Genomic DNA, 22041 nt, shown 5'->3' on the forward strand with positions numbered 1-22041 from the left:
CCGCATGCCCGAACGCCTGCCGGAACCGCGGCTCGCCGTGGTGGTCAAGGGCTACCCCCGCCTGTCCGAGACCTTCGTGGCACAGGAGCTGCTCGCCCTGCAGCAGGCGGGCTTCGACTTCGAGATCTGGTCGCTGCGCGCCCCCTACGACGACCGCGAACACCCGATCCACGGCCGCATCACCGCACCGCGGCGCTACCTGCCCGAATACCTGCACGACGCTCCGGGCCGCGTGCTGCGCGCCCTCTGGCGCGCGCTGCGCATGCCCGGCTTCGGCGCCGCCCTGCGCGCCTGGGCGCGCGATCTCCGCCGCGATGCGAGCCGCAACCGTGTCCGCCGCTTCGGCCAGGCGCTGGTGCTGGCGGCCGAGCTGCCGGCCGACATCGGCTTTCTCTACGTGCATTTCCTGCACACGCCGGCCTCCGTCACCCGCTATGCCGCGCTGATGCGCGGGCAGGGCTGGGGGTTCTCGGCCCATGCGAAGGACATCTGGACCATCCCCGACTGGGAGAAGCGCGAGAAGCTCGCCGACGCGCGCTTCGGCGTCACCTGCACCGCCTCCGGCGCCGCCCACCTGCGCGGCCTCGCGCCGGAGCCCGGGCGGGTGAGCCTCGTCTACCACGGGCTCGACCTCTCGCGCTTCCCCGAGCCGCCCGCCCGCGGGCCGCGCGAGGGGCCGCTGAAGCTGCTCTCCGTCGGCCGGCTGGTGGCGAAGAAGGGCTACGACGACCTGCTGGAGGCCCTCGCCCTGCTGCCCCCGGAGCGGGAGTGGCACCTCACCCATATCGGCGGCGGCGAGCTGAAGGAGGCGCTGGCCGGGCGCGCCGCCTCGCTCGGGCTCACCTCCCGCATCACCTGGCTCGGCAAGCGCGACCAGGACGAGGTGGTGGCCGCCATGCGCGAAGCCGATCTCTTCGTGCTGCCCTCCAAGATCGCCGGCGACGGAGACCGCGACGGCCTGCCCAACGTGCTGATGGAAGCGGCGAGCCAGGGCCTGCCCATCCTCTCCACCGCCGTCTCCGCCATCCCCGAGTTCATCGGGGACGGGGTGCACGGCCGCCTCGTGCCGCCGGGCGACCCGCGCGCCCTCGCCGCGGCACTGGAGGAATGCGCCGCCCGTCCCGAGGCCCTGCAGGCCATGGCCGCGGCGGCCCGCGCCCGGCTGGTGGCCGAATTCCGCATGGAAGCCGGCATCGAGACCCTCGCCGCCCGGCTGCACGCGGCGATGGCCGGGCCCGGCGCCAGGGGCACAACGGAGGCCCCGGAGGCGGCAGCATGAAGCTCGTGGCCTTCTACGCGCCGATGAAGGCGCCCGACTCCCCCACGCCCTCCGGCGACCGCGAGATCGCCCGCCTCACCCTGCGGGCGCTTTCCGAGGCCGGGTTTCGCCCCGAACTCGTCTCGCGCCTGCGCAGCCGGGAGCCCTGCGGCAGCGCCGAGGCCCAGGCCCGGCTGGTGGCCGAGGCGGAGGCCGAGATCGAGCGGCTGAAGCGGGTGTGGGAGCACGCCCCCCCGGCGCTGTGGTTCACCTACCATTGCTACTGGAAAGCGCCGGACCTGATCGGCCCCGCCCTCGCCCGGCATTTCGGCATTCCCTACGTGATCTCCGAGGCGATCTACTCCGAGCGGCGCAACACCGGCCCTTGGGCGGATTTCGCCCGGCGCGCCCATGCGGCGCTGGAGGCGGCGGACGTGCTCTACTGGACCACGGCGCGCGACCTGCCCGGCCTGGCCGAGACCGCGCGCCCCGGCCAGCTGCGCGAGCTGCCGCCCTTCATCGACCCCGGGCCGGAGCCGGTGGCCCCGCCCCCGTCCCCCCCCGGCGCCGGCCCGCGCCTGCTCACCGTCGCGATGATGCGCAAGGGCGACAAGCTGCACTCCTACGCGCGCCTCGCCGAGACCCTGCGCCACCTGGCCTCGCCCTGGAGCCTCACCGTGGTGGGCGCCGGCCCGGCCGAGGCGGAAGTGCGTACCCTTTTCAACGGGATGGAGGGCATTACCTTCCACGGGCAGGAGGATGACCCGGCGCGGATGCGGCGGCTCTACGAGAGCCACGACGTCTTCGTCTGGCCGGGTGTGGGAGAAGGGTTCGGCATGGTGTTTCTCGAGGCGCAGGCGGCGGGTCTGCCGGCGATCTGCGACAACCATTCCGGCCCGGCCACCGTGGTGCCCCACCGCCCCCTGCCCGATCCCGCCGACCCCGGCGCGCTCGCCGCCGCCATCGCCGCCCTGCCGCATGATGCCGCGGCCCGGGCCGCCACGCGGGCCCATGTCCTCGCCCGCCACGGGCTGGACGCCGCCGCGCAGAGCCTGCGCCTCCAGCTCGGAGAGCTCATCACATGACCGCCACCACCCGCATCGCCCTGCTGCGCCATTTCCCCACCGAATGGAACGACGAGGGCCGCCTGCAGGGCCGAACCGACGTCCCCCTCTCCCCCGCCTCGCGCGCCGAGATCGCCACCCTGCGCCTGCCCGAGGGCTGGGACGAGGTGCCGGTGGTCTCCAGCCCGCTGTCGCGCGCGGTCGAGACCGCCCGCGCCATGGCAGGCGCGCGCGAGATCCGCACCGACGCGCGGCTGGTGGAGATGGATTTCGGCGGCTGGGAGGGCGCGGTGAGCGACGATCTCGTGGCCGACCCCGAGGTGGCCTTCGGCCCGGTGGAGACCTGGACCTGGCACCTGCGCCCGCCCGGCGGCGAGAGCCCGGCCGAGATGGCCGCCCGCCTGCAGCCCGCCATGGCCGAGATCGCGGTCGCGGGCCCCGCGCTCGTCGTCTGCCACCGCGGGGTGATCCGCTGCCTGCTCGCGCAGGCCAGCGGCTGGGCCTACGAGGGGCCGGAGCCGTTCCGCATCCGCCGCGCCGCGATCCACGAGATCGAGCTCGCGCCGGACGGACGGCCGGTGGCCCTGCATCCGCCGGTGAAGCTCGTGCCGCGATGAGTGCCGCGCGGGTTCTGATCGCGGTCAGCCATCTTACCGGCACGGGGCATTTCGTGCGCAGCCTCGCCATCGCCCGGGCCCTCGCCGCGCGCGGGGCGGAGCCGCTGCTGCTCTCCGGCGGCCGGCCGCTGCCGCATCTCGACAGCAGTGGCGTCAGGCTCGTCCAGCTTCCGCCGCTGATGGTGGAGGCGATGGACTACACCACCTTGCGCCACCCCGACGGCACCCCCGCGCGCGAGGCCGATCTTGCCGCGCGCCGCGCCGAGGCGCTGGCGGCGCTGGCCCGCTTCGCCCCGCACGTGCTGGTGACCGAGACCTGGCCCTTCGGCCGCGGCAGCCTGCGGGCGGAGTTCGCCGCCCTCGCCGCCGCCGCACCCGGCCGCCGGGCCGTTTCGCTGCGCGACATCCCCGAGCCCACCGACCGCCCGGAGAAGCGCGCCCGCGCCGAGGCCGATCTCGAAGGCTTCGACGCCATCCTCGTGCATGGCGACCCCGCGCTCGGCCGGATGACCGACCATTGGCCGCTCTCGCCCGCCGCGGCCGCCCTGGTGCGCGAGACCGGCTTCGTGGCCGAGCCCCTGCCCGAGCCGGCGCCGCCCTCCGGCGAGGTGCTGGTCTCCGTCGGCGGCGGGGCGACCGGCCGGCGCCTGCTCGCCCTCGCGGCGGAGGCGGCGCGCGATTCCGCCCGGCCCTGGCGGCTGATGGTGGGCGGCGCGGATGCCGCGGCGGAGGCGGCGCGCCTCTCCGCCCTGGGCCCCGCCGTCGCCGAGCCCGCCCGGGCCGATTACCGCGCGCTGCTGCAGGGCGCCGCCTGCTCGGTGTCCCTCGCCGGCTACAACACGGCGACCGACCTGCTGCAATGCGCCACGCCCGCGGTGCTCGTGCCGCTCACCGAGGGCGGCGAGCGCGAGCAGCGCCTGCGCGCCGCGGCGCTGGAGCCGCTGGGCATGGCGGTGCTGGAGCAGGATAGCCTCACCCCGGCCCAGCTCATCGCCGCCGTGGAAGCCGCCATCGCCCGCGGCCCCCGCGCCCCCGCGGCCATCGACCTCGACGGCGCCGGGCGCAGCGCCGAGCTGCTCATCGAGCTCGCCGGCTGAGCGGCAGCATCCTGCGGTGGCGTGGTCGCGAAACCGCGGGCCCGGAGCCTCCGCCCCGGGCGAGCAGTGATGCGCCCGCCATCCCCCTTCCGCCCGGGCGACCAGCCCGGGCCGCGCCCGACCCTCCCCCCGGGAGGGCGCGATGGCGATGTGGCGTGCCGCGCAGCCCGAGTCCGGGGCTTGCGGGATAAAGCGTCGACCACAGGCGGTGCAGCGCCCACCCAGGGTCGGGCGCGGCCCTTCGTGCCTGGCGGGGGCGTCGGGGCCGGGTGCCGATGCGGCACGGTCAGCAGCGACGGCCGGAGCCGGGGCTTGTCGGTCCCGGGCACCCGCGCACAAAAGCAAACCGCCCGCGACGAGGGTCGCGGGCGGCTGAACCTGCTTGCGGTGCCGGGCCTCAGTCGCGCGGGATCACCCGCAGGCCGAGCTCGCGGAGCTGCTCGTTGGTGGCCTCGGCGGGGGCCTGCATCATCAGGTCCTCGGCGCGCTGGTTCATCGGGAACATGATGACCTCGCGGATGTTCTCCGCGTCGGCCAGCAGCATCACGATACGGTCCACGCCGGGGGCGATGCCGCCATGCGGAGGCGCGCCGTATTTGAACGCCGAGAGCATGCCGCCGAAATGCGCGTCGACGTGCTCCTTCGAGTAGCCCACGATCTCGAAGGCCTTGTACATCACCTCCGGCTTGTGGTTCCGGATCGCGCCCGAGGAGAGCTCCACGCCGTTGCACACGATGTCGTACTGGAAGCCCAGCACATCGAGCGGGTCCTGGCTCTCCAGCGCCTCGAGCCCGCCCTGGGGCATCGAGAACGGGTTGTGCGAGAAGTCGAGTTTCCCGGTGTCGGGGTCCTTCTCGTACATCGGGAAGTCGACGATCCAGCAGAAGTCGAACCGGTCGGTGGCGGTGAGGCCGAGCTCGGTGCCGATCACGTTGCGCGCCTTGCCGGCCACGGCCTCGAAACTCGCGGGCTGGCCGCCGAGGAAGAAGGCCGCGTCGCCCACGCCGAGGCCGAGCTGCTGGCGGATCGCCTCGGTGCGCTCGGGGCCGATGTTCTTGGCGAGCGGGCCGGCGGCCTGCATCTCGCCGTTCTCCTCGCGCCAGAAGATGTAGCCCATGCCGGGCAGACCCTCTTTCTGGGCGAAGGCATTCATGCGGTCGCAGAACTTGCGGCTGCCGCCCCCGGGCGCCGGGATGGCACGGATCTGGGTGCCTTCCTGCTCGAGCAGCGAGGCGAAGATCTTGAAGCCGGAGCCGGCGAAATGCTCGGAGACGATCTGCATCCTGATCGGGTTGCGCAGGTCGGGCTTGTCGGAGCCGTACCAGAGCATGGAGTCGCGATAGGCGATGCGCGGGAACTCGGGCGTCACCGGCCGGCCGCCGCCGAACTCCTCGAACACGCCGCGCATCACCGGCTCGATGGCCTGGAACACGTCTTCCTGGGTGACGAAGCTCATCTCGATGTCGAGCTGGTAGAACTCGCCCGGGCTGCGGTCGGCGCGGGGGTCCTCGTCGCGGAAGCAGGGGGCGATCTGGAAGTAGCGGTCGAAGCCCGCGATCATGCACAGCTGCTTGAACTGCTGCGGCGCCTGCGGCAGGGCGTAGAACTTGCCCGGGTGCAGCCGCGACGGCACGAGGAAGTCGCGCGCGCCCTCGGGCGAGGAGGCGGTGAGGATCGGGGTCTGGAACTCGTTGAAGCCCTGGTCGGTCATGCGGCGGCGCAGGGAGGAGATCACCTTCGAGCGCAGCATGATCGAGGAATGCAGCTTGTCGCGGCGCAGGTCGAGGAAACGGTACTTGAGGCGCGTCTCCTCGGGGTATTCCTGGTCGCCGAACACCGGCAGCGGCAGCTCCTCGGCCGCGCCCAGCACCTCGATGTCACGCACGAAGACCTCGATCTCGCCGGTAGGGAGCTTGGGGTTCACCAGCTCATCGGCCCGCGCCTTCACCTCGCCGTCGATGCGGATCACCCACTCCGAGCGCACCTTCTCCACGCCGGCGAAGGCGGCGCTGTCGGGGTCGCAGAGCACCTGGGTGACACCGTAATGGTCGCGCAGGTCGATGAACAGGATGCCGCCATGATCGCGCACGCGGTGGACCCAGCCGGAGAGGCGGACGGTCTTGCCCACGTCGGCCTTGGTGAGCGCGGCGCAGGTATGTGTGCGGTAGGCGTGCATGAGGGGTCTCCCCGAGGTGAGCGAAAGGTCGCCGCCGATACACCCTTTAAGCCCGGTGAAGTCAAGGCCGGAGGGGGCCGCGGGGCCCCCGACACGGGGTCGCGCGGCCCCTGCGCTGCGCCTCAGCCGCCGAAACGGTAGGCGTCCATGTGCAGGGCGCCGAACTCGTGGCTCTCGTGGATGCGCTGGCCGGCATCGCCCTCGGCCGCGCCCAGCGCCACGTGGAGCGGCACGAAATGCTCCTCCGAGGGGTGGTTGCGCACGGCATGCGGGGCGCGCTCGCGGTAGTGCACGAGATCGTCGACCGCGTTGGCCCCGATCTTCTGCGCCACCCAGTCGGCGAAGCTGCGCGCCCAGTCCGGCGAGGGCCGGTCGAGCACCAGCCCGCCGCGGAACACCTCCTGCAGGTTGTGGGTGATGGAGCCGGAGGCGAGGATGAGGATGCCGCGGTCGCGCAGCGAGGCCAGCGCCCGGCCCAGCCGGTAATGCGCCTCGGCGCCGGCCCCGTGCAGCACGGAGAGCTGGAGCACCGGGCGCTTCGCCTCCGGGTCGATCAGGTGCATGGGGATCCAGGCGCCATGGTCGAGCCCGCGGTCGGCGAGGCCGGGCTGCCAGCCGGCCTCGGAGAGCACTTCGGCCACCTCCTGCGCCACCTCCGGCGCGCCGGGCGCGTCGTGGTGCATGCGGTAGAGCGCCTCGGGGAAGCCGCGGAAGTCATGGATGGTCTCGGGGCGCTCGGAGATCGAGACGGTGGGGCGATGCATCTCCCAGTGCGCGGAGACCACGAGCACGGCACGCGCCTCGGGCAGGCTGGCCCCGAGACCCTCAAGGAAATGCACTGCCGGCGTGTCCTGCAGCGCCAGGGTGGGGGAGCCGTGGGAGACGAACAGAACGGGCATGCGCATCGGAGCACCTCATCGAGCCAAACGGTGTGCCGAATATGCGCCGCGCCGCCCCGGAAACAAACAGCCTCACCGTGGAAGCACTGTTTCCGCGGCATGGTTCCGCGGCCGCGCCCTCCGCTCAGGTGGGCACGGCGCCGTGGTAGAAGAAGGTGCCCATGCCGGTGGTGAACATGATCTGCCCGCCCAGCGAATGCAGCACGAAGGCGAGCGGGAAGCTGCCCTTGCGCTCGTAGGCCCAGGCATAGATGCAGCCGCCGAGGAAGGTGAGCGCCACCGCCGGCACGTTCCAGTACATCAGGTGGGCGGCGGCGAAGATGGCGCCGTTCACCACGATGCCGGCCCCGCCATGCGGGATGAGATGCCCGTAGCGGCGGAAGTAGAGCGCGCGGAACAGAAGCTCCTGCGGCAGGGCGGAGAGGAAGGGGTAGAGCGCCATCACCATAAGCCAGCGGTCGGGCGCGTAGCGCGGGAAGGAGAACATCGAGGAGGGGCGCACCAGCCAGATCCACAGCAGGGCCACCGCCGTGGTGGCCACGGTGTAGAGCAGCACGAAGCGCCAGTGCCGCAGCAGCCCGCCGCGAAACAGCGCCCGCACCTCGAAGCCGGGGGTGAGGAACAGCAGGCAGATGCCGAGCACGGTGGTGCCGCCCAGCACGCTCCACATCGCCGAGGGCGGCAGGGCGAAGGCCAGCACCATCGGGGCGGCGACGAAGAGGCCGAGAAACTCGATCCAGCGCGGCCAGGGCATGCGCGGCGCGGTGCCGCTCACCCCGGTCATGCCCGCGTCCCCGGCACCGGGCCCGCAGTATTGCACGATCCGGACCCGAAGTTCCGCAAGCCCTTTGCACAAAACGCAAGAAAAACGACACGGCCGCCGCCCGAAGCGCCCCTGCCGCGCTTGTCCGGAAGGCAGGCTTCTCCTAACGTCATGTGGCCTCGGGGTGGAAAGGTGGTCGGTGTCTGCAGCGAAATCTCTCCCAGCAATCGGACTGGCGGCCTGTCTCGCACTTGCCGCCTGTGGCCCTGTCGGCAGATTGCCGGACCTTTCAAGGATTTATGGAAGTGCGGCGCGGATACAAGGGCCGGAGCGAAAACCGCTGCTCGTGATCCCCGGCACCATGGGCTCGCGGCTGGTCGATCTCGCCAGCGGTGCCTCGGTCTGGGGCGGGCCGGACGGGCTCTCGCCCGACCCGCGCGTGGCGCGCAACCTCGCCCTGCTCGCCCTGCCGATCGCGCCCGAGGGCGAGCCCTCGCGCCACCTGCGCGACGCCATCGTGCCCGACAGCGTGCTGCGCGCCGCCACCGCCCGGGTGCTCGGCGTGCCGGTGGAGATCGAGGTCTACGGCGGCATCGCCAACATGCTGCGCCTCGGCGGCTGGGTGGCGGACGACGACCCCGACATCGGCGAGGAGAAGATCAACAGCTATCCCTTCGCCTACGACTGGCGCCGCGACCTGCTCGACAGCGTGAACGCCTTCGACCGGTTCGTGCTCACCCACGAGGCGCCGGACGCGGCCCCCCACTCGATGGACCTGCTGGCGCATTCCATGGGCACGCTCATCGCGCGCTACTACCTGATGTACGGCACCCAGGACCTGCCGGAGGACGGCAGCCTGCCCGAGCTCACCTGGGCGGGCGCGGAGCATTTCTCCAAGGTGGTGTTCATCGCGCCGCCCAACGCGGGCTCGATGGCGGCCCTCGACAACCTGGTGAACGGCAAGACGCTGGGCCCCCTGCAGCCCTTCTACCCCGCCGCCCTGGTGGGCACGCATTTCTCCACCTACGCGCTGATGCCGCGCAACCGGCACAACCGGGTGACCTGGACGGGCAGCGGCGAGCGGGTGCCCGACATCTACGACCCCGCGCTCTGGGAGGAGATGGGCTGGGGCCTCGCCGGCCCGGACGCCGACGAGGTGCTGGCCGACCTGATGCCCGACGAGCCCGACCCCGCGGTGCGCCGGGCGCGCGGCCGCGCCTTCCTCGCCGAGGCGCTGATGCGGGCAAAGCAGTTCCACGCCGCCCTCGACCGCCCGGTGGAGGCGCTGCCGCCCGGGCTCGACATCCACATGGTGGTGGGCGGCGGCTACACCACCCCGGCGGGGGCGAGCGTGGACCGGGTGACCGGCGAGCTGGTGGTCGACCGCTTCGAGGAGGGCGACGGCATCGTGCTGCGCGCCTCCTCGCTGCTCGACGAGCGCCAGGGCAAGCCCTACACCTACGGGCTCGACACGCCGCTGAAGTTCTCCTCGGTGCTGTTCCTGCCCGAGGAGCACGTGGCGCTGACCCAGAGCGCGGTGCTGGGCGACAACCTGCTGTTCTGGCTGATCGAGGGGCAGCGCACCCGCGAGTCGCTGCGCCCGGGGCCACTGGCGCCGGGGCCGCGCATTCCGCTGCTCTCGGGCGGCGGCGGCGCGGCGGCAGCGGCCACCGAACCGAATGCCGGAGACGACGACACGGACCGGTGACCCCCCGAGCCTTGACAAGGCCGCCGGCGAAAAGCGACACCATCATGGACATTTATCGCGAGAGGGGCGGCGACGCTCCCGGCAGGAGGTAACGCATGAAGAAAGTCTATGACAGTGCCGCCGAGGCCCTGGTGGGGGCGCTGTTCGACGGCATGACCATCGCGGCGGGGGGCTTCGGCCTCTGCGGCATTCCGGAGCTGCTGATCGCCGCGATCCGCGACGCGGGCACGAAGGACCTCACGGTCGCCTCCAACAACGCCGGGGTGGATGATTTCGGCCTCGGCCTGCTGCTGCAGACCCGGCAGGTGAAGAAGATGATCTCGTCCTATGTGGGCGAGAACGCCGAGTTCATGCGCCAGTACCTCTCCGGCGAGCTGGAGCTGGAGTTCAACCCCCAGGGCACGCTGGCCGAGCGCATGCGCGCCGGCGGCGCCGGCATCCCCGGCTTCTACACCAAGACCGGCGTGGGCACCGTCATCGCCGAGGGCAAGGAGCACAAGGAGTTCGACGGCGAGACCTACATCCTCGAGCGCGGCATCGTGGCCGACCTCGCCATCGTGAAGGCCTGGAAGGCCGATGACACCGGCAACCTCGTGTTCCGCAAGACGGCGCGCAACTTCAACCCCAACGCGGCGACCTGCGGCAGGATCTGCATCGCCGAGGTGGAGGAGATCGTGCCGCGCGGCAGCCTCGACCCGGACAAGATCCACCTGCCCGGCATCTACGTGCACCGCCTGATCCAGGGCGCGCACGAGAAGCGCATCGAGCAGCGCACGGTTCGCGCCGCCTGAGGACATGATGACGGGGGGCTCCGGGCGCGCATCGACCCGCCGCCCTCCCCCACCCACCCACCGGAGCGCGTCGGCCCGACGCACGCCCGGAGCCGGATTTGCACGAGGAGATCTCCCATGCCCTGGGATCGCAACCAGATGGCCGCCCGCGCGGCGCAGGAACTCAAGGACGGAATGTACGTGAACCTCGGGATCGGCATCCCGACTCTCGTTTCCAACTTCATCCCCGAGGGCGTCGACGTGACGCTGCAGTCGGAGAACGGCATGCTCGGCATGGGCCCGTTCCCGACCGAGGACGAGATCGACCCCGATCTCATCAACGCCGGCAAGCAGACCATCACCGAGCTGGCCCGCACCGCCTATTTCGACTCCGCCACCTCCTTCGGGATGATCCGCGGCGGCAAGATCGCCATGGCGATCCTCGGCGCCATGGAAGTGGCCGAGAACGGCGACCTCGCCAACTGGATGATCCCCGGCAAGCTCGTGAAGGGCATGGGCGGGGCGATGGACCTCGTGGCCGGCGTGGGCCGGGTCATCGTGATCATGGACCACACCAACAAGGCCGGCGAATCGAAGCTGCTGAAGGCCTGCACCCTGCCGCTCACCGGCACCGGCGTGGTCGACCTGATCATCACCAACCTCGGCGTGTTCGAGGTGGTGGAGGGCGGCCTGAAGCTCATCGAGCTCGCCGACGGCGTGAGCGAGGATGACGTGCGCAAGGCCACCGAGGCGACGCTGGTCAACTGACCGCCCGCGCCCCCGAGATTGCAGGCCGCGCCCCCGGGCGCGGCCTGTCTCGTCTCCGGGGGTCAGCCGAGCCGGGTCACCGTCTCTTCCGTGGTCCAGAGCGCGTTGGCGATGAAGCGGAAGTTGATCAGCGCGGCGAGGTAGCCGTCGCCCTCCGGCAGCTTGGCGGCGGCGATGGCATCGCGCACCACGGCCACCTCGTAGCCCTGCTCGAGCAGGTGGCGCAGGTGGGACTCGACGCACAGGTTCGCCGCCATGCCGGCCAGGATCACCTGGTTGCGCCCCTGCTTGCCGAGCTGCAGCACCAGGTCGTTCTGCTGGGGCCCGTAGAGCTTGTGCGGCGAGCAGACGATGGTCTCGCCATCCTCGATGTACTCCACGAACTCCGGCATCCACTCGGCGCCCGAGCCCTCGAAGCCCTCGAGCGTGAGCGGGCCCTTGCGGTCGAACATCCCCAGCCGGTGCTGCAGGATCTCCAGCGGGCCCTGCACCTTCCAGCGGTGGTCATGCGGGTAGTAGTAATGCGGCGAGATCACCACCGGGATGCCGGCCGCCTTCGCCGCCCGGAACAGCCGCACCAGGTTGGGCACCGTGCCCTGCTCGGTGACGCTCTCGCCCACCACCGGCCAGGCCGGGCTCTTCGGGCTCATGAAATCCACCTGCGGGTCGATCACCACCAGCGCGGCGCGCGCCGGGTCGATGGTCATCTCCTGGTGGGTGAGGGCGGGCTCCGCCGGGTCGGCGTAGCTGTCCGCCTCCTGGGCGGCAGCGCCCTGCGCCCCGCCGAGCGCCAGCGCGCCGGCGGCCGTTGCCCCGGCCGCAGCGCGCAGGAAGGCACGGCGCTTTCCGTCTTCCACGCAATCGCACATGATGTCGTCTCCTCGTGACTGGAAATGGAACGGCCCGGGCGGGGAGATGGCTCGCGCCTGCGCTGGCTGCGCCCGGGCAGGGAGGAGACTGCGCCCTCAGGCGCCGGCGGGTAAGCTGGGCGCGAACCAGCCGGGCCGATACGAAGGTACAGGTGGGCTTCGCCCCGCAAGCAGGCCCTCCGATACCCTGCCCCCCGGCGTTGTGCGGAGGGGCGGGGCCGCGAAAGCGCGAGCGGTCAGTGGTCGTGGCCCTGGGGCGTGTGCGGGTGGTCGGGGTCCGGGCTGTGGGTGGTGATCTCGACGGGCACGGCAGGCCGGCCGCCTGCCCCGTAGAAGGCGGCGTGCAGCCCCCAGTAGAGCCCGGCGAACAGCACCAGCGCGCCGCAGAGCGCCGGCGGGATGGCCGGCAGCCGGTGGCGCAGCCCGGAGAACAGCCGCAGGTTCTGGCTGCTGTCGGCGGCCGTGGCCACGAGGATCGCCATGATCAGCCCGTGGCCGATGAGGTCGACCCGGCCGAAGGGAAACACCGCCGCGGTGAAGATCACCAGCAGCGCCACCGCCGAGAGGCGGCGGATCAGCGGGGTCCAGATCAGCCCGAAGCCCATGGCGAATTCCGCCACCCCGGCCATGGGGATGAAGGCGCGCTCCGGCAGGCCGAAGGTGAGGAAGGGCCGCTCCTCGACCAGCGGGGAGAACCAGTCGGGATAGGCGAATTTCTCCAGGCTCGACCACATCAGCGCCACCGCCAGCCCCCAGCGCAGCGCCTCGAAGCGGCAGGCGCGCAGCCGCTCGCTGCGCAGCGAGAACAGCAGCAGGTAGGCCGCCACCCCGAGCCCGAGGGCCAGGTAGTCGAACAGGTGGAAGAGGTCGTAGTCGCGCATCGCCAGCAGCCAGAGCGCTATGATGCCGGCCGCGGCGATCGGCATGGTCGGGCGGAAGAAGATGCAGGCGGCGATGAGCAGCTGCAGCCAGGACACCCAGGCCACCGGCGTCTTGAGGTCGGGGGTGAGATAGACGCCCCCCACCGCGAAGATGGCGACGAAGAAGGCCCCCACGGTCACCCGCACGTAGTCGTCGAGCCGGGCCCGGATCGGGGCGGTGAGCCGGTCGAGCAGCCCTGTCGCCCGATCGTGCCAGGGCCCGGCCTCGACCAGCCGCGTGGCGAGGAAGAACACCAGCACCAGGGCGATGCCGCACCAGAACCAGGGGTCGGACAGCACCTGCCCCGGCGGCTGCGGCTGCGCGTCGATGATGTAGGGGGCGAACCATTTCACATGCGCCGCCGCCCCGGTGGCGGTGGCGAGCAGCAGCGGAAGCGCCGGCAGGGCGCGGCAGGGGAAGGAGCGGAACATGGGTGGCACCTTTGCTTTGCGCGGCCCCGGCCGGGTGTTCGGCCCGGCCCGGGCTCACACCCAGTAAATGCCGGCCCGGCCCGCCGCGCCAGAGGGTCGCGGGTGAGCGGGCCTACACCCAAGGTCTTGGCCACCCTCACCGCGCGGCCAGTGCCCGGGCCCTCGCCGCGATGCGATGCGGGGGCGGTCTCGCAGCGGGGACGTGGGGCGCCCTGCCGCGATGCGCCCCGGGGCCGCGCCTCAGCTCTCCGGCGCGCCCGCGCGGTGGCGGCCGCGGGGGATCATCATCGGCCGGCCGCTCAGCGGGTCGGGGATCACCAGCGCCTCGAGGCCGAAGACCTCGCGCAGCACCTGCGGGGTCATCACCGCCTCCGCCGGGCCCTCGGCATGCACCCGCCCGCCCTGCATGGCCACCAGCCGGTCGGCATAGCGGGCGGCCAGGTTCAGGTCGTGCAGCACCATCACGATGGTGGTGCCGCGGCTGCGGTTGAGGTCGGTGAGCAGGTCCAGCACCTCCACCTGGTGGCTGATGTCGAGAAAGGTCGTGGGCTCGTCGAGCAGCAGCACCCCGGTTTCCTGCGCCAGGGCCATGGCGATCCAGGCGCGCTGGCGCTGGCCGCCGGAGAGCTCGGAGAGGTCGCGGCCGGCGAGATCGGTCATCGCCGTCGTGTCCAGCGCCCGGGCGACGGCGGCCTCGTCCGCGGCGCTCCAGCGGCCCAGCAGGCGCTGGTAGGGGTGGCGGCCGCGGCTCACCAGGTCGAGCACGGAGAGGCCCTCGGGCGCGATCGGGGTCTGCGGCAGCAGGCCGAGCCGGCGCGCCAGCGCCTTGGGCGGCAGGGTGTGAACCGCCCGGCCGTCGAGCAGGACCTCGCCGCGCTCGGGCGCGAGCAGCCGCGACATCGCCCGCAGCAGGGTCGACTTCCCGCAGGCATTCGCCCCCACGATGGCGGTGATGCGCCCGGGCAGCAGCGCGAGGTCGATGCCCTCCAGCACCCGGCGCCCGCCGTAGCCCGCCGCGAGATCGCGGATTTCCAGTGTCTGCGTGCTCACAATCCACCCCCTGCGCGGTTGGTCCGCACGATCAGCCAGACGAGATAGGGCGCGCCGAGCACGCCGGTGACGATGCCCACCGGGTAGCGCGCCGGCAGCAGGTGCTGGCCGGCGAAATCGCCGAACAGCATCAGGCAGGCGCCGATCAGCGCCGCCGGCACCAGCAGCGGGCCGTCGCGCCCGGTGAGCCGCGCCGCGATCGGGCCGGAGAGGAAGGCCACGAAGGCCACCGGCCCCACCATGGCCGTGGCGCCCGCCACCAGCCCGACCGCCGCGATCACCACGCCGGCCCGCGCCCGGCCTGGCCTGAGCCCCAGGCCGGCGGCCATGTCGTCGCCCATCCGCAGCGCCTCGAGGTCGCCGCTGCGCGCGAGCAGCGCGCTGCCGAACACCAGCAGGGCGGCAAGCAGCGGCAGGGCCTGGTCGAGCTGGGCGCCGTTCACGCTGCCGGTCATCCAGCGCATCGCCTCCTGGAGCGACCAGCTCGGCGCGCGCGAGAGGGTGAAGGCGGTGAAGCTCTGCGCCATGGCCGCGAGGCCGATGCCCACCAGGATCAGCCGCGCCCCGGTCACGCCGTCGCGCCAGGAGAGCCCCCAGATCGCCACCGCGATGCCCAGCGCCGCCAGCACGGCGATACCCGAGACCGTGGCGCCCGAAAGGCCGAGCACGACGATGGAAAACACCGCCGCCGCACTGGCCCCGGCGCTGATGCCGATGATGTCGGGGCTGGCCAGCGGGTTTCGCAGCAGCAGCTGGAAGGCCGCGCCGCCGAGGCCGAAGCACAGCCCCGCCAGCACCGAGACCACCGCCCGCGGCAGGCGCAGCTCGAGCACGGTGAAGCCTGCGCCCGGCACGTCCGCCCCGGCGAGCACGCGCAGCACCGTGAGCGGCGGGGTGAAGGACTGCCCCGCCATGAGCGTGAGCGCCACGCCGGCCAGCAGCAGCGCCCCGGCGAGCGCGAAGAAGCGCCGCCGGCGCGCCGCCTGCGCCCGGCGCAGCCCGCGCAGGGGCGGCGCGGCAGGGGTGGCCGTGGCGCTCACAGCGCCGCCACCCGCCGGCGCCGGACGATCCAGATGAACACCGGCGCGCCGAGGAAGGCGGTGACCACGGCCACGTCCAGCTCGTCCGGCCGGGCCAGCAGCCGGCCCAGCACGTCGGCGCCCATCAGCAGCGTGGCGCCGGCCAGGGCCGAGCCCGGCAGCACCCAGCGGTAATCGGTGCCCAGCAGGCCGCGGCAGGCATGCGGCACCACCAGCCCCACGAAGCCGATCGGCCCGCAGACCGCGGTGACCGCCCCGCAGAGCAGGATGGCGCCGGCGGCCGAGACCGCCCGGGCCAGCGCCACGCGCTCGCCCAGGCCCGCGGCGATGTCCTCGCCCATCGCGAGCAGATTGAGCCGCGCGCCCGAGGCGAGCACCACCAGCGCGCCCAGCCCCAGCGCCGGCAGCACCGGCAGGATCTGCGCATAGGTCGCGCCGCCGACCCCGCCCAGCAGCCAGCTCTGCACCAGCCCGCCGATGTCGCCGCGCGGCAGGATGACGGCCGTGGTGAAGGAGGCGAGCGTGGCGGTCACCGCCGCGCCGGCCAGCGCGAGCTTGAGCGGAGTGGCGCCGCCGGCCCCGAGGCTGGCCACCGCGTAGACCGCCACCGCCGTCACCCCGGCGCCGGCCACCGCCACCCACAGGTAGGCGGCGGGGCTCTCTATCCCGGCCCAGGCGATGCCGATCACCACGGCCAGCGCCGCGCCCGCGTTCACGCCCAGCAGCCCGGGGTCGGCCAGCGGATTGCGGGTGATGCCCTGCATCGCCGCCCCGGCCAGGCCCAGCGCCGCGCCGGCCAGCCCGGCGAGCAGCGTGCGCGGCAGGCGCGTGGCCACCGCGGCCTGCGCGATGGTGTCGACCCGCCCGGCCAGCGCGGCGGAGATGTCGGCCAGCGTGACGTCGCGCGCGCCGAGGCAGACCGAGAGCACCGCGGCCAGCCCGACGCAGGCCAGCATCGCCGCGAGCATGCGGCCGCGCGCCCCGCTGCCCGACGGTCTCATTGCCCGGCGCTCAGCGCGTCCGACAGGGCCTGCGCGTAATCGTCGAGCACCCAGGGCAGCGAGAGCGGCGTGGGGTTTGCCGCGGTGCCCAGCGGGTCGTTGCCCAGCAGCACCAGCCCGCCGTTGGCCACCACCGGCAGATGCGCGGTGAGCGGGTTTGCCGCCAGCCCCTCGCGCAGGGCTTCTCCGCCGTAGCTCACCAGGATGTCGACATCGGCCAGCGCGTCCACCCGCTCGGCGCTCACCGCGCCGGAGAAGGCGCCGGTCTTCGCCGTCTCGGCCACCAGGTCGGGCGAGGTGAGGCCGAGATCGTGGAAGAAGCGCACCCGGGCGTCGTTGTCGGTGTAGAAGGAGATCCGGCTCAGGTCGTTGGCCGCGAGATGGGTGACGAACATCGCCTTGCGGCCCTCCAGCTCGGGATGGGCGGCGCGGGTGTCGGCGATCTCGCCCTCCAGCCGGGCGATCAGCGCCTCGCCCTCCGCCGCCATGCCCATGCCGGCGGCGTCGAGGCGGATCATCTCGCGCCAGCCCGTGGTCCAGGGCGCGTCGGGGTAGGCGACCACCGGGGCGATGCGGCTCAGCAGCTCGTAGTCCTGCGCGCTGAGGCCGGAATAGGCGGCGAGGATCACGTCCGGCCTGGTGGCGGCCACGGCCTCGAAGTCGATGCCGTCGCCCTCGTCGAACAGCACCGGCGTCTCGGCGCCCAGCTCCTCGAGCCGCGCGGCCACCCAGGGCAGCACGCCGTCGCCGTCGTCATCGCCGAAATTGGCGCGCGCGAAGCCCACCGGCACCACGCCCAGCGCCAGCGGCACCTCGTGGTTGGCCCAGTTCACCGTGGCGATGCGCCGGGGCTTCCGCTCGATCACCGTGGTGCCGAAGGCGTGGCGGATCTCGACGGGATAGTCCTCGGCCTGCGCGCCGACGGCCCCGGGACCGAGCGCGGCGAAGAGGACAATCGCCTGCATGAGCAGCGACCGGATCGTGGTGGACATGGGATGCTCCGATGGTTGCGTTTTCCCTCTCCTTCCGGGATTGTCGCGCCCGGTCAACCCTGACAGGGCCTTCCGGGCGGCGGCGGCACAGTTTGACCATAATTCCGACAAAAACCGTCAGCTTGATCAAGACGGCCGGCGGGCACTGCGTCTAGGTCACGCAACCGTGATGGGGTCCGGGGATCATGCGCCCGGGCCCGCACCACAGCCATCCGAGCAGGCCTGACGACGGTCCCGGAGAGCCAGGTCCAGACCGAATCAGGAGCGCCATCGTGACATTTACCCTTTCCCTTTCCCCGCGCAGCGCGCTGCGGGCCGGCTGCGCTACGCTGGCCATCATGAGCGCCCTGCCCGCGCTCGCCCAGGAGGCCGAGGAGGTGGAGGAGCCGTTCCGCCTCTCGCCCATCATCGTGAACACCGGCGGCCAGGGCGACGACGACGCGAATTCCGTCGTCGCGCAGGAGCTCTGGGTGGGCGGCAAGGTGGCGACATCGATCCTCGACACCCCGGCCTCGGTCTCGGTCATCACCGAGAAGGAGATCGAGGAGCGCAATGCCGAGACCACCGAGGAGGTGCTGCAGTACACCCCCGGCGTGCTGACCGACTATTACGGCACCGACGACCGCAACGACTATTTCCTCATCCGCGGCTTCCAGGCGACGACCTACCGCGACGGGCTCACCCTCGGCTCGATGCGCGGCGTGCGCGAGGAGCCCTTCGCCTACGAGCGCGTCGAGGTGCTGCGCGGCGCGAACTCGACCCTCTTCGGCGTGGCCGACCCCGGCGGCTCGGTGAACTTCGTCACCAAGACCCCGCGTTTCGAGCGCTTCGGCGAGGCCTCGCTCGCCTACGGCTCCTTCAACCACAAGGAAGCCACGCTCGATTTCGGCGACGTGCTGGACGAGGAAGAGACCCTGGCCTGGCGCTTCACCGGCAAGCTGCAGGACAGCGACCTGGAATATGACACCTCGCGCGACAACGAGATCTTCGCCATGGGCGGCCTGACCTGGGAGCCGAACGACACCACCTCGTTCAGCCTGGTCTACGACTATCTCAACCGCGACGGCACGCCCAACAGCGGCGGCTACCCGCTCGACCGCGAGTATGACCGCTCCGACTTCTTCGGCGAGCCCGACTTCAACTACCACGACGTGCAGCGCCACACGGTCACCGCCCTCGCCTCGCACAATTTCGGCGGCGGGCTGACCCTGCAGAGCAACCTGCGCTACTCCACCCTCGAGGACGATTTCGGTTACGTCTATCTCTACGACTATGCCGGCCGCACCGGCGACACGCTCGACCGCTACTACTTCGGCACCGACAGCAGCGCCGAGGAAGTGATCGGCAACGTGCTGCTGCAGTACGACACCAGCTTCGGCGACATCGATTCCAGCACCGTGGGCGGGTTCGAGTACCGCTTCGCCACCACGAGCGCGAGCTCGATCTACGGCGCGGCCAGCCCGATCGACCTCTCCGACCCGGTCTACACCGGCGGCCCGAGCGATCCCTTCGTCTACCAGACCGAGGACAGCGACTACCAGACCGCCTCGGCCTTCGTGCAGCAGAACTTCTCGTTCTACGACCGGTTCATCGCCACCGTTGGCCTGCGGCAGGACTGGCTCGACCTGAGCAGCGACACCACCTCCTACGGCGTGCGCACCGACGAGAGCGACAGCTTCTCCGAAACCTCGATCCGCGCCGCGCTGACCTGGAAGATCACCCCCGAGATCTCGACCTATGTCTCCTATGTCGAGAGCGTGGCGCCGCCGCAGATCGGCGTGGAGCCGGAGCGCGGCAACCAGTACGAGCTGGGGGTGAAATATGCGCCCTCCGCGATCAACGCCATCTTCTCGGCCTCGATCTACGACCTCACCAAGAAGGACGTCACCATCGCCATGGTGCAGGACGACGGCACCATCGAGCGCGAGACCGTGGGCGAGAGCCGGGTGCGCGGCATCGACCTCGAGGCCAAGGCCGAGCTCACCGACCGCTGGAGCGTGATCGGCGGCTACTCCTACATGGACAGCGAGGTGGTCGAGGGCACGCTGCGCGACGGCAGCTCGATCAAGGGCAACGACTTCGCCTCCACGCCCGAGCACATCGCCTCGGCCTGGGTGACCTACACCCTGCCGGGCCAGGGCGAGCGCAACGACCTCACCTTCGGCCTCGGCGCGCGCTATGTCGGCAGCTACTACTTCGACGCGGCGAACACCTCGAAGTCGAAATCCGCCACGCTGTTCGATGCCGCCATCTCCTACAACGTGACGGATACGGTGCAGCTTGCATTGAACGTCTCGAACATCTTCGACGAGCAGCATGTCGTCGGCTCGGGAACGGCCAACTACTACAACCCCGGCCGCCAGATCGCGCTCACCCTGCGCAAGGCCTGGTGAGCAAACCCACGGGGGCGGCGCCCTAGCCGGCGCGCCGTTCCCGCGCCCAGGCTGCGGGCGTGGTGCCCTCGTGGCGGCGGAACACCCGTGTCAGGTGCGCCTGGTCGGCGAAACCGAACTGCATCGCGACATCGGCGATGGCGGCCTCCCCGGCCAGCAGCCGCTCCTTCACCATGGCGATGCGCCGTTCCTGCTGCCATTGCAGCGGCGACTTGCCGGTGGTCTTCTTGAAGGCCTGCGCGAACCATCCGGGCGACAGGCCCACCCGCTCGGCCAGCGCGGAATTGCTCAGCCGCAGGCCCGGGTTTTCCCGGAACATCTCCCACAGCCGCCGCATCTGCACGGGCGTGAGCCCGCCGGAGCGGGCCTCCTCGGCCACCGAGCCCTCGGCGATGTCGCACAGGCCCGTCACGAGGGTGAGCGCCAGCATCTCGGCGAAGGCGGGGTGGCGTGTCGGCGCGGTGATCTCGGCGCGCAGGGCCGTGCCGACCGCGGCGAGGCTGCCGATGTCCTGGACCTCGACGGCGCGGCCCAGCGCCTCGCGCGCGCGCTCCTCGCCCAGCACCGGGGCGAGCCGCGACAGCAGCCAGTTCCGGTTGAGGTGCAGGTCGAGATGCGAGAAGCGGTGCTCGGCGCGGAAGCGCGTCCACATCGGCTGGCCGGCAGGCACGTAGAGCGCGCGCAGCAGCGGTCGGCCCTCTCCGGTGAACTCCTGCCCGTCCATGCGGATATGGTCGGAGACATCGGAGAAGAACAGCATCACCCGGGGGTCGGGCGACAGGTAGTATCCGGTGGCGCCGGCCTCGCCGCGTGCCTCCCAGAAGACACCGCAGATGCCGTCGAGCGAGCGCCATTGCACCGGCGCGGTGCGCTGGATGCCCTCGGTGCGGCAGATCATCGAATGCAGGAAGCCCATGGCCATGCAACCAAGTTTGCGAACGGATCGGTGCGCGCATGCCTGGCCACCCGGCAGGGGGTGATGGCTGGGTAGCGATTTCCGCAGAGTTACGCCGGCGCCCGGACGGAGACAAGCCGCAACTGGCCTCGCGCCCCTGCCCGGCAGGCCCCGGCGGCGGCACCCGGCCCGTCTCCCGCCGCGGCCGAGGCCGCCGCTCGGACACCCTGCGCCGGGCCACGCGCGGATCGCGGATCCTGGGGAGCGGGTGATCCCGCGTTTGCCTAGGGCCGGACGGAGCGCTGCGGGCACGGCTGCGCGGAGGTAAAACGTCTGTCCGCGTCGGGCGAGTCCGGGGTGGGTCGGCATGTCGTCAGGTGCCGATCCTGTAGCACCTCACTGTAGCAACCGGACGGAATCCACCTTGTTTTCCAGCACGTTACTGATCGCAAACGGGAAAAGAAGGGATGGTGGAGCCGAGGGGGATCGAACCCCTGACCTTCGCATTGCGAACGCGACGCTCTCCCAGCTGAGCTACGGCCCCTTGGCGGGCAGAGGTATGGCGCGGGGCGGGCGGTGTCAAGCGGGATTTTCACCATGTTCACATGCCGCGGGCCCGCGAAACTTGCCCCGAACCCCGGCCCCCCTTATCTACGGAAGCGGACCCTCAGGCAGACAGGAAATGGTTAATGGGATCGCTTATCCAGATACTTTTCATGCTTCTCGACATCATCTGGTGGATCGTGATCATCCACGTGATCATGAGCTGGCTGCTGAACTTCGGCATCCTCAACTACAACCAGTCCTTCGTCCGGCAGATCTGGATGTCGCTGGAGCGGATCCTGGAGCCGCTGTACCGCCCCATCCGCAGGGCCCTGCCCGACCTCGGCGGGCTCGACCTCGCGCCGCTCGTGGTGCTGCTCGGCATTACCGCGATCCGCATCATCATCGCCCGCAACGCCGTGTACCTCATGTGACGCGGCCCTGGGTCATCCGCGACGACGGCCTGCTGCTCACCGTGCGGCTCACCCCGCGCGGCGGGCGTGACCGTATCGAGGGCCTCACGGAGCAGGGCGACACGCCCTGCCTGCGCGCCCGTGTCTCCACCCCGCCGGTGGACGGGGCGGCCAACGCCGCGCTGGAGAAGCTGCTGGCGAAAAGCCTCGGCCTCGCCACGCGCGATGTCACCCTCGTCTCCGGGCAGACCGGGCGCATCAAGCGCCTGCACCTCGCGGGCGACGCCGAAACCCTGTCCCGCCGGCTCGAGGCGCTGCTCTGACCGCCCCCCGGGGCTTTACATATTCAATTTACACTATACATATGGGGAAA

At 71.7% G+C, this 22041-nt stretch carries 20 protein-coding genes, 1 tRNA gene and 1 pseudogene; 10 read left to right on the plus strand and 12 right to left on the minus strand.

All coding sequences use genetic code 11. The features are described 5' to 3' along the window. The first annotated feature begins 4 nt into the window (after positions 1–4). The 4 genes from D3P35_RS04150 to D3P35_RS04165 are packed head-to-tail and all read left to right on the plus strand — an operon-like array spanning position 5 to position 4036. Positions 5–1279 carry a glycosyltransferase gene (locus tag D3P35_RS04150; protein ID WP_118133207.1) on the plus strand — a complete coding sequence of 425 codons (1275 nt, stop codon included), beginning with the start codon at positions 5–7 and terminating at the stop codon, positions 1277–1279. Beyond that, positions 1276–2343 carry a glycosyltransferase family 4 protein gene (locus D3P35_RS04155; RefSeq protein ID WP_118133208.1) on the plus strand — a complete coding sequence of 356 codons (1068 nt, stop codon included), beginning with the start codon at positions 1276–1278 and terminating at the stop codon, positions 2341–2343. Before D3P35_RS04150 ends, D3P35_RS04155 begins: the two co-directional genes overlap by 4 nt. Beyond that, positions 2340–2939 carry a histidine phosphatase family protein gene (locus D3P35_RS04160; protein WP_118133209.1) on the plus strand — a complete coding sequence of 200 codons (600 nt, stop codon included), beginning with the start codon at positions 2340–2342 and terminating at the stop codon, positions 2937–2939. Before D3P35_RS04155 ends, D3P35_RS04160 begins: the two co-directional genes overlap by 4 nt. After that, the gene (locus D3P35_RS04165) at positions 2936–4036 is read left to right on the plus strand and encodes a glycosyltransferase family protein (protein ID WP_118133210.1); all 1101 of its coding nucleotides are present in this window, start codon (positions 2936–2938) and stop codon (positions 4034–4036) included. The genes D3P35_RS04160 and D3P35_RS04165 overlap by 4 nt, the downstream gene beginning before the upstream one ends. Before the next feature lie 397 nt (positions 4037–4433). Here D3P35_RS04165 and aspS read toward each other — a convergent pair whose 3' ends face one another. The 3 genes from aspS to D3P35_RS04180 form a co-directional block, all read right to left on the minus strand. Continuing rightward, the gene (aspS, locus tag D3P35_RS04170; RefSeq protein ID WP_118133211.1) at positions 4434–6212 is read right to left on the minus strand and encodes an aspartate--tRNA ligase; all 1779 of its coding nucleotides are present in this window, start codon (positions 6210–6212) and stop codon (positions 4434–4436) included. Positions 6213–6334: 122 nt separating this feature from the next. Then, the gene (locus tag D3P35_RS04175; RefSeq protein ID WP_118133212.1) at positions 6335–7117 is read right to left on the minus strand and encodes a class III extradiol ring-cleavage dioxygenase; all 783 of its coding nucleotides are present in this window, start codon (positions 7115–7117) and stop codon (positions 6335–6337) included. Positions 7118–7235: 118 nt separating this feature from the next. Continuing rightward, positions 7236–7895, minus strand: coding sequence for a CPBP family intramembrane glutamic endopeptidase (locus tag D3P35_RS04180; protein ID WP_118133213.1), 660 nt, complete (start codon positions 7893–7895; stop codon positions 7236–7238). A 325-nt stretch (positions 7896–8220) separates the two neighbouring features. Between D3P35_RS04180 and D3P35_RS04185 the strand changes: the two genes are divergently transcribed. The 3 genes from D3P35_RS04185 (at position 8221) to D3P35_RS04195 (ending at position 11120) form a co-directional block, all read left to right on the plus strand. After that, the gene (locus D3P35_RS04185; protein ID WP_118133214.1) at positions 8221–9582 is read left to right on the plus strand and encodes a triacylglycerol lipase; all 1362 of its coding nucleotides are present in this window, start codon (positions 8221–8223) and stop codon (positions 9580–9582) included. A gap of 95 nt (positions 9583–9677) precedes the next feature. Then, complete coding sequence (locus D3P35_RS04190; protein WP_118133215.1) at positions 9678–10373, plus strand: CoA transferase subunit A; 696 nt, start codon at positions 9678–9680, stop codon at positions 10371–10373. A gap of 117 nt (positions 10374–10490) precedes the next feature. After that, the gene (locus D3P35_RS04195; RefSeq protein WP_118133216.1) at positions 10491–11120 is read left to right on the plus strand and encodes a CoA transferase subunit B; all 630 of its coding nucleotides are present in this window, start codon (positions 10491–10493) and stop codon (positions 11118–11120) included. 62 nt (positions 11121–11182) lie between these two features. Here D3P35_RS04195 and D3P35_RS04200 read toward each other — a convergent pair whose 3' ends face one another. The 6 genes from D3P35_RS04200 to D3P35_RS04225 all read right to left on the minus strand — a co-directional run bounded on the left by D3P35_RS04200 (position 11183) and on the right by D3P35_RS04225 (position 17412). Next, the gene (locus D3P35_RS04200) at positions 11183–11989 is read right to left on the minus strand and encodes a cysteine hydrolase family protein (protein ID WP_118133217.1); all 807 of its coding nucleotides are present in this window, start codon (positions 11987–11989) and stop codon (positions 11183–11185) included. A gap of 236 nt (positions 11990–12225) precedes the next feature. Continuing rightward, on the minus strand, positions 12226–13341 hold the full coding sequence (locus D3P35_RS04205) for a DUF305 domain-containing protein (RefSeq protein WP_198670456.1): 1116 nt from the start codon (positions 13339–13341) through the stop codon (positions 12226–12228). Between the two features lie 240 nt (positions 13342–13581). Next, positions 13582–14391, minus strand: coding sequence for an ABC transporter ATP-binding protein (locus tag D3P35_RS04210; protein WP_198670457.1), 810 nt, complete (start codon positions 14389–14391; stop codon positions 13582–13584). Beyond that, a complete protein-coding gene (locus tag D3P35_RS04215) occupies positions 14388–15431 on the minus strand; it encodes an iron ABC transporter permease (protein WP_198670458.1) in 1044 nt (347 codons plus the stop codon). Before D3P35_RS04215 ends, D3P35_RS04210 begins: the two co-directional genes overlap by 4 nt. Continuing rightward, positions 15428–16432, minus strand: a complete 1005-nt coding sequence (locus D3P35_RS04220) for an iron ABC transporter permease (protein WP_118133218.1) — start codon at positions 16430–16432, stop codon at positions 15428–15430. Before D3P35_RS04220 ends, D3P35_RS04215 begins: the two co-directional genes overlap by 4 nt. Beyond that, the gene (locus D3P35_RS04225) at positions 16429–17412 is read right to left on the minus strand and encodes an iron-siderophore ABC transporter substrate-binding protein (protein ID WP_198670468.1); all 984 of its coding nucleotides are present in this window, start codon (positions 17410–17412) and stop codon (positions 16429–16431) included. Before D3P35_RS04225 ends, D3P35_RS04220 begins: the two co-directional genes overlap by 4 nt. Before the next feature lie 350 nt (positions 17413–17762). Here D3P35_RS04225 and D3P35_RS04230 point away from each other — a divergent pair, with 350 nt between their 5' ends. Next, on the plus strand, positions 17763–19817 hold the full coding sequence (locus D3P35_RS04230; RefSeq protein WP_118133220.1) for a TonB-dependent siderophore receptor: 2055 nt from the start codon (positions 17763–17765) through the stop codon (positions 19815–19817). 22 nt (positions 19818–19839) lie between these two features. On the opposite strand, the gene D3P35_RS04235 is transcribed toward D3P35_RS04230, so the two are convergent. The 3 genes and pseudogenes from D3P35_RS04235 to D3P35_RS04240 form a co-directional block, all read right to left on the minus strand. Then, positions 19840–20739: an AraC family transcriptional regulator gene (locus tag D3P35_RS04235; RefSeq protein ID WP_232830375.1), complete on the minus strand. Its 900-nt coding sequence runs from the start codon at positions 20737–20739 to the stop codon at positions 19840–19842. 246 nt (positions 20740–20985) lie between these two features. Further along, positions 20986–21081 (minus strand): annotated as a pseudogene (locus tag D3P35_RS26965) (DUF6538 domain-containing protein); the annotation flags it as partial. A gap of 99 nt (positions 21082–21180) precedes the next feature. Further along, a tRNA-Ala gene (locus D3P35_RS04240) sits at positions 21181–21256 on the minus strand. Between the two features lie 145 nt (positions 21257–21401). Here D3P35_RS04240 and D3P35_RS04245 point away from each other — a divergent pair. Both D3P35_RS04245 and D3P35_RS04250 read left to right on the plus strand, forming a co-directional pair. Next, positions 21402–21689 carry a YggT family protein gene (locus D3P35_RS04245; protein ID WP_118133221.1) on the plus strand — a complete coding sequence of 96 codons (288 nt, stop codon included), beginning with the start codon at positions 21402–21404 and terminating at the stop codon, positions 21687–21689. Beyond that, on the plus strand, positions 21686–21991 hold the full coding sequence (locus D3P35_RS04250) for a DUF167 family protein (protein ID WP_118133222.1): 306 nt from the start codon (positions 21686–21688) through the stop codon (positions 21989–21991). The genes D3P35_RS04245 and D3P35_RS04250 overlap by 4 nt, the downstream gene beginning before the upstream one ends. Positions 21992–22041: the final 50 nt, after the last annotated feature.

The organism is Oceanicella sp. SM1341 (assembly GCF_003448965.1).
Taxonomy (GTDB): domain Bacteria; phylum Pseudomonadota; class Alphaproteobacteria; order Rhodobacterales; family Rhodobacteraceae; genus Paroceanicella.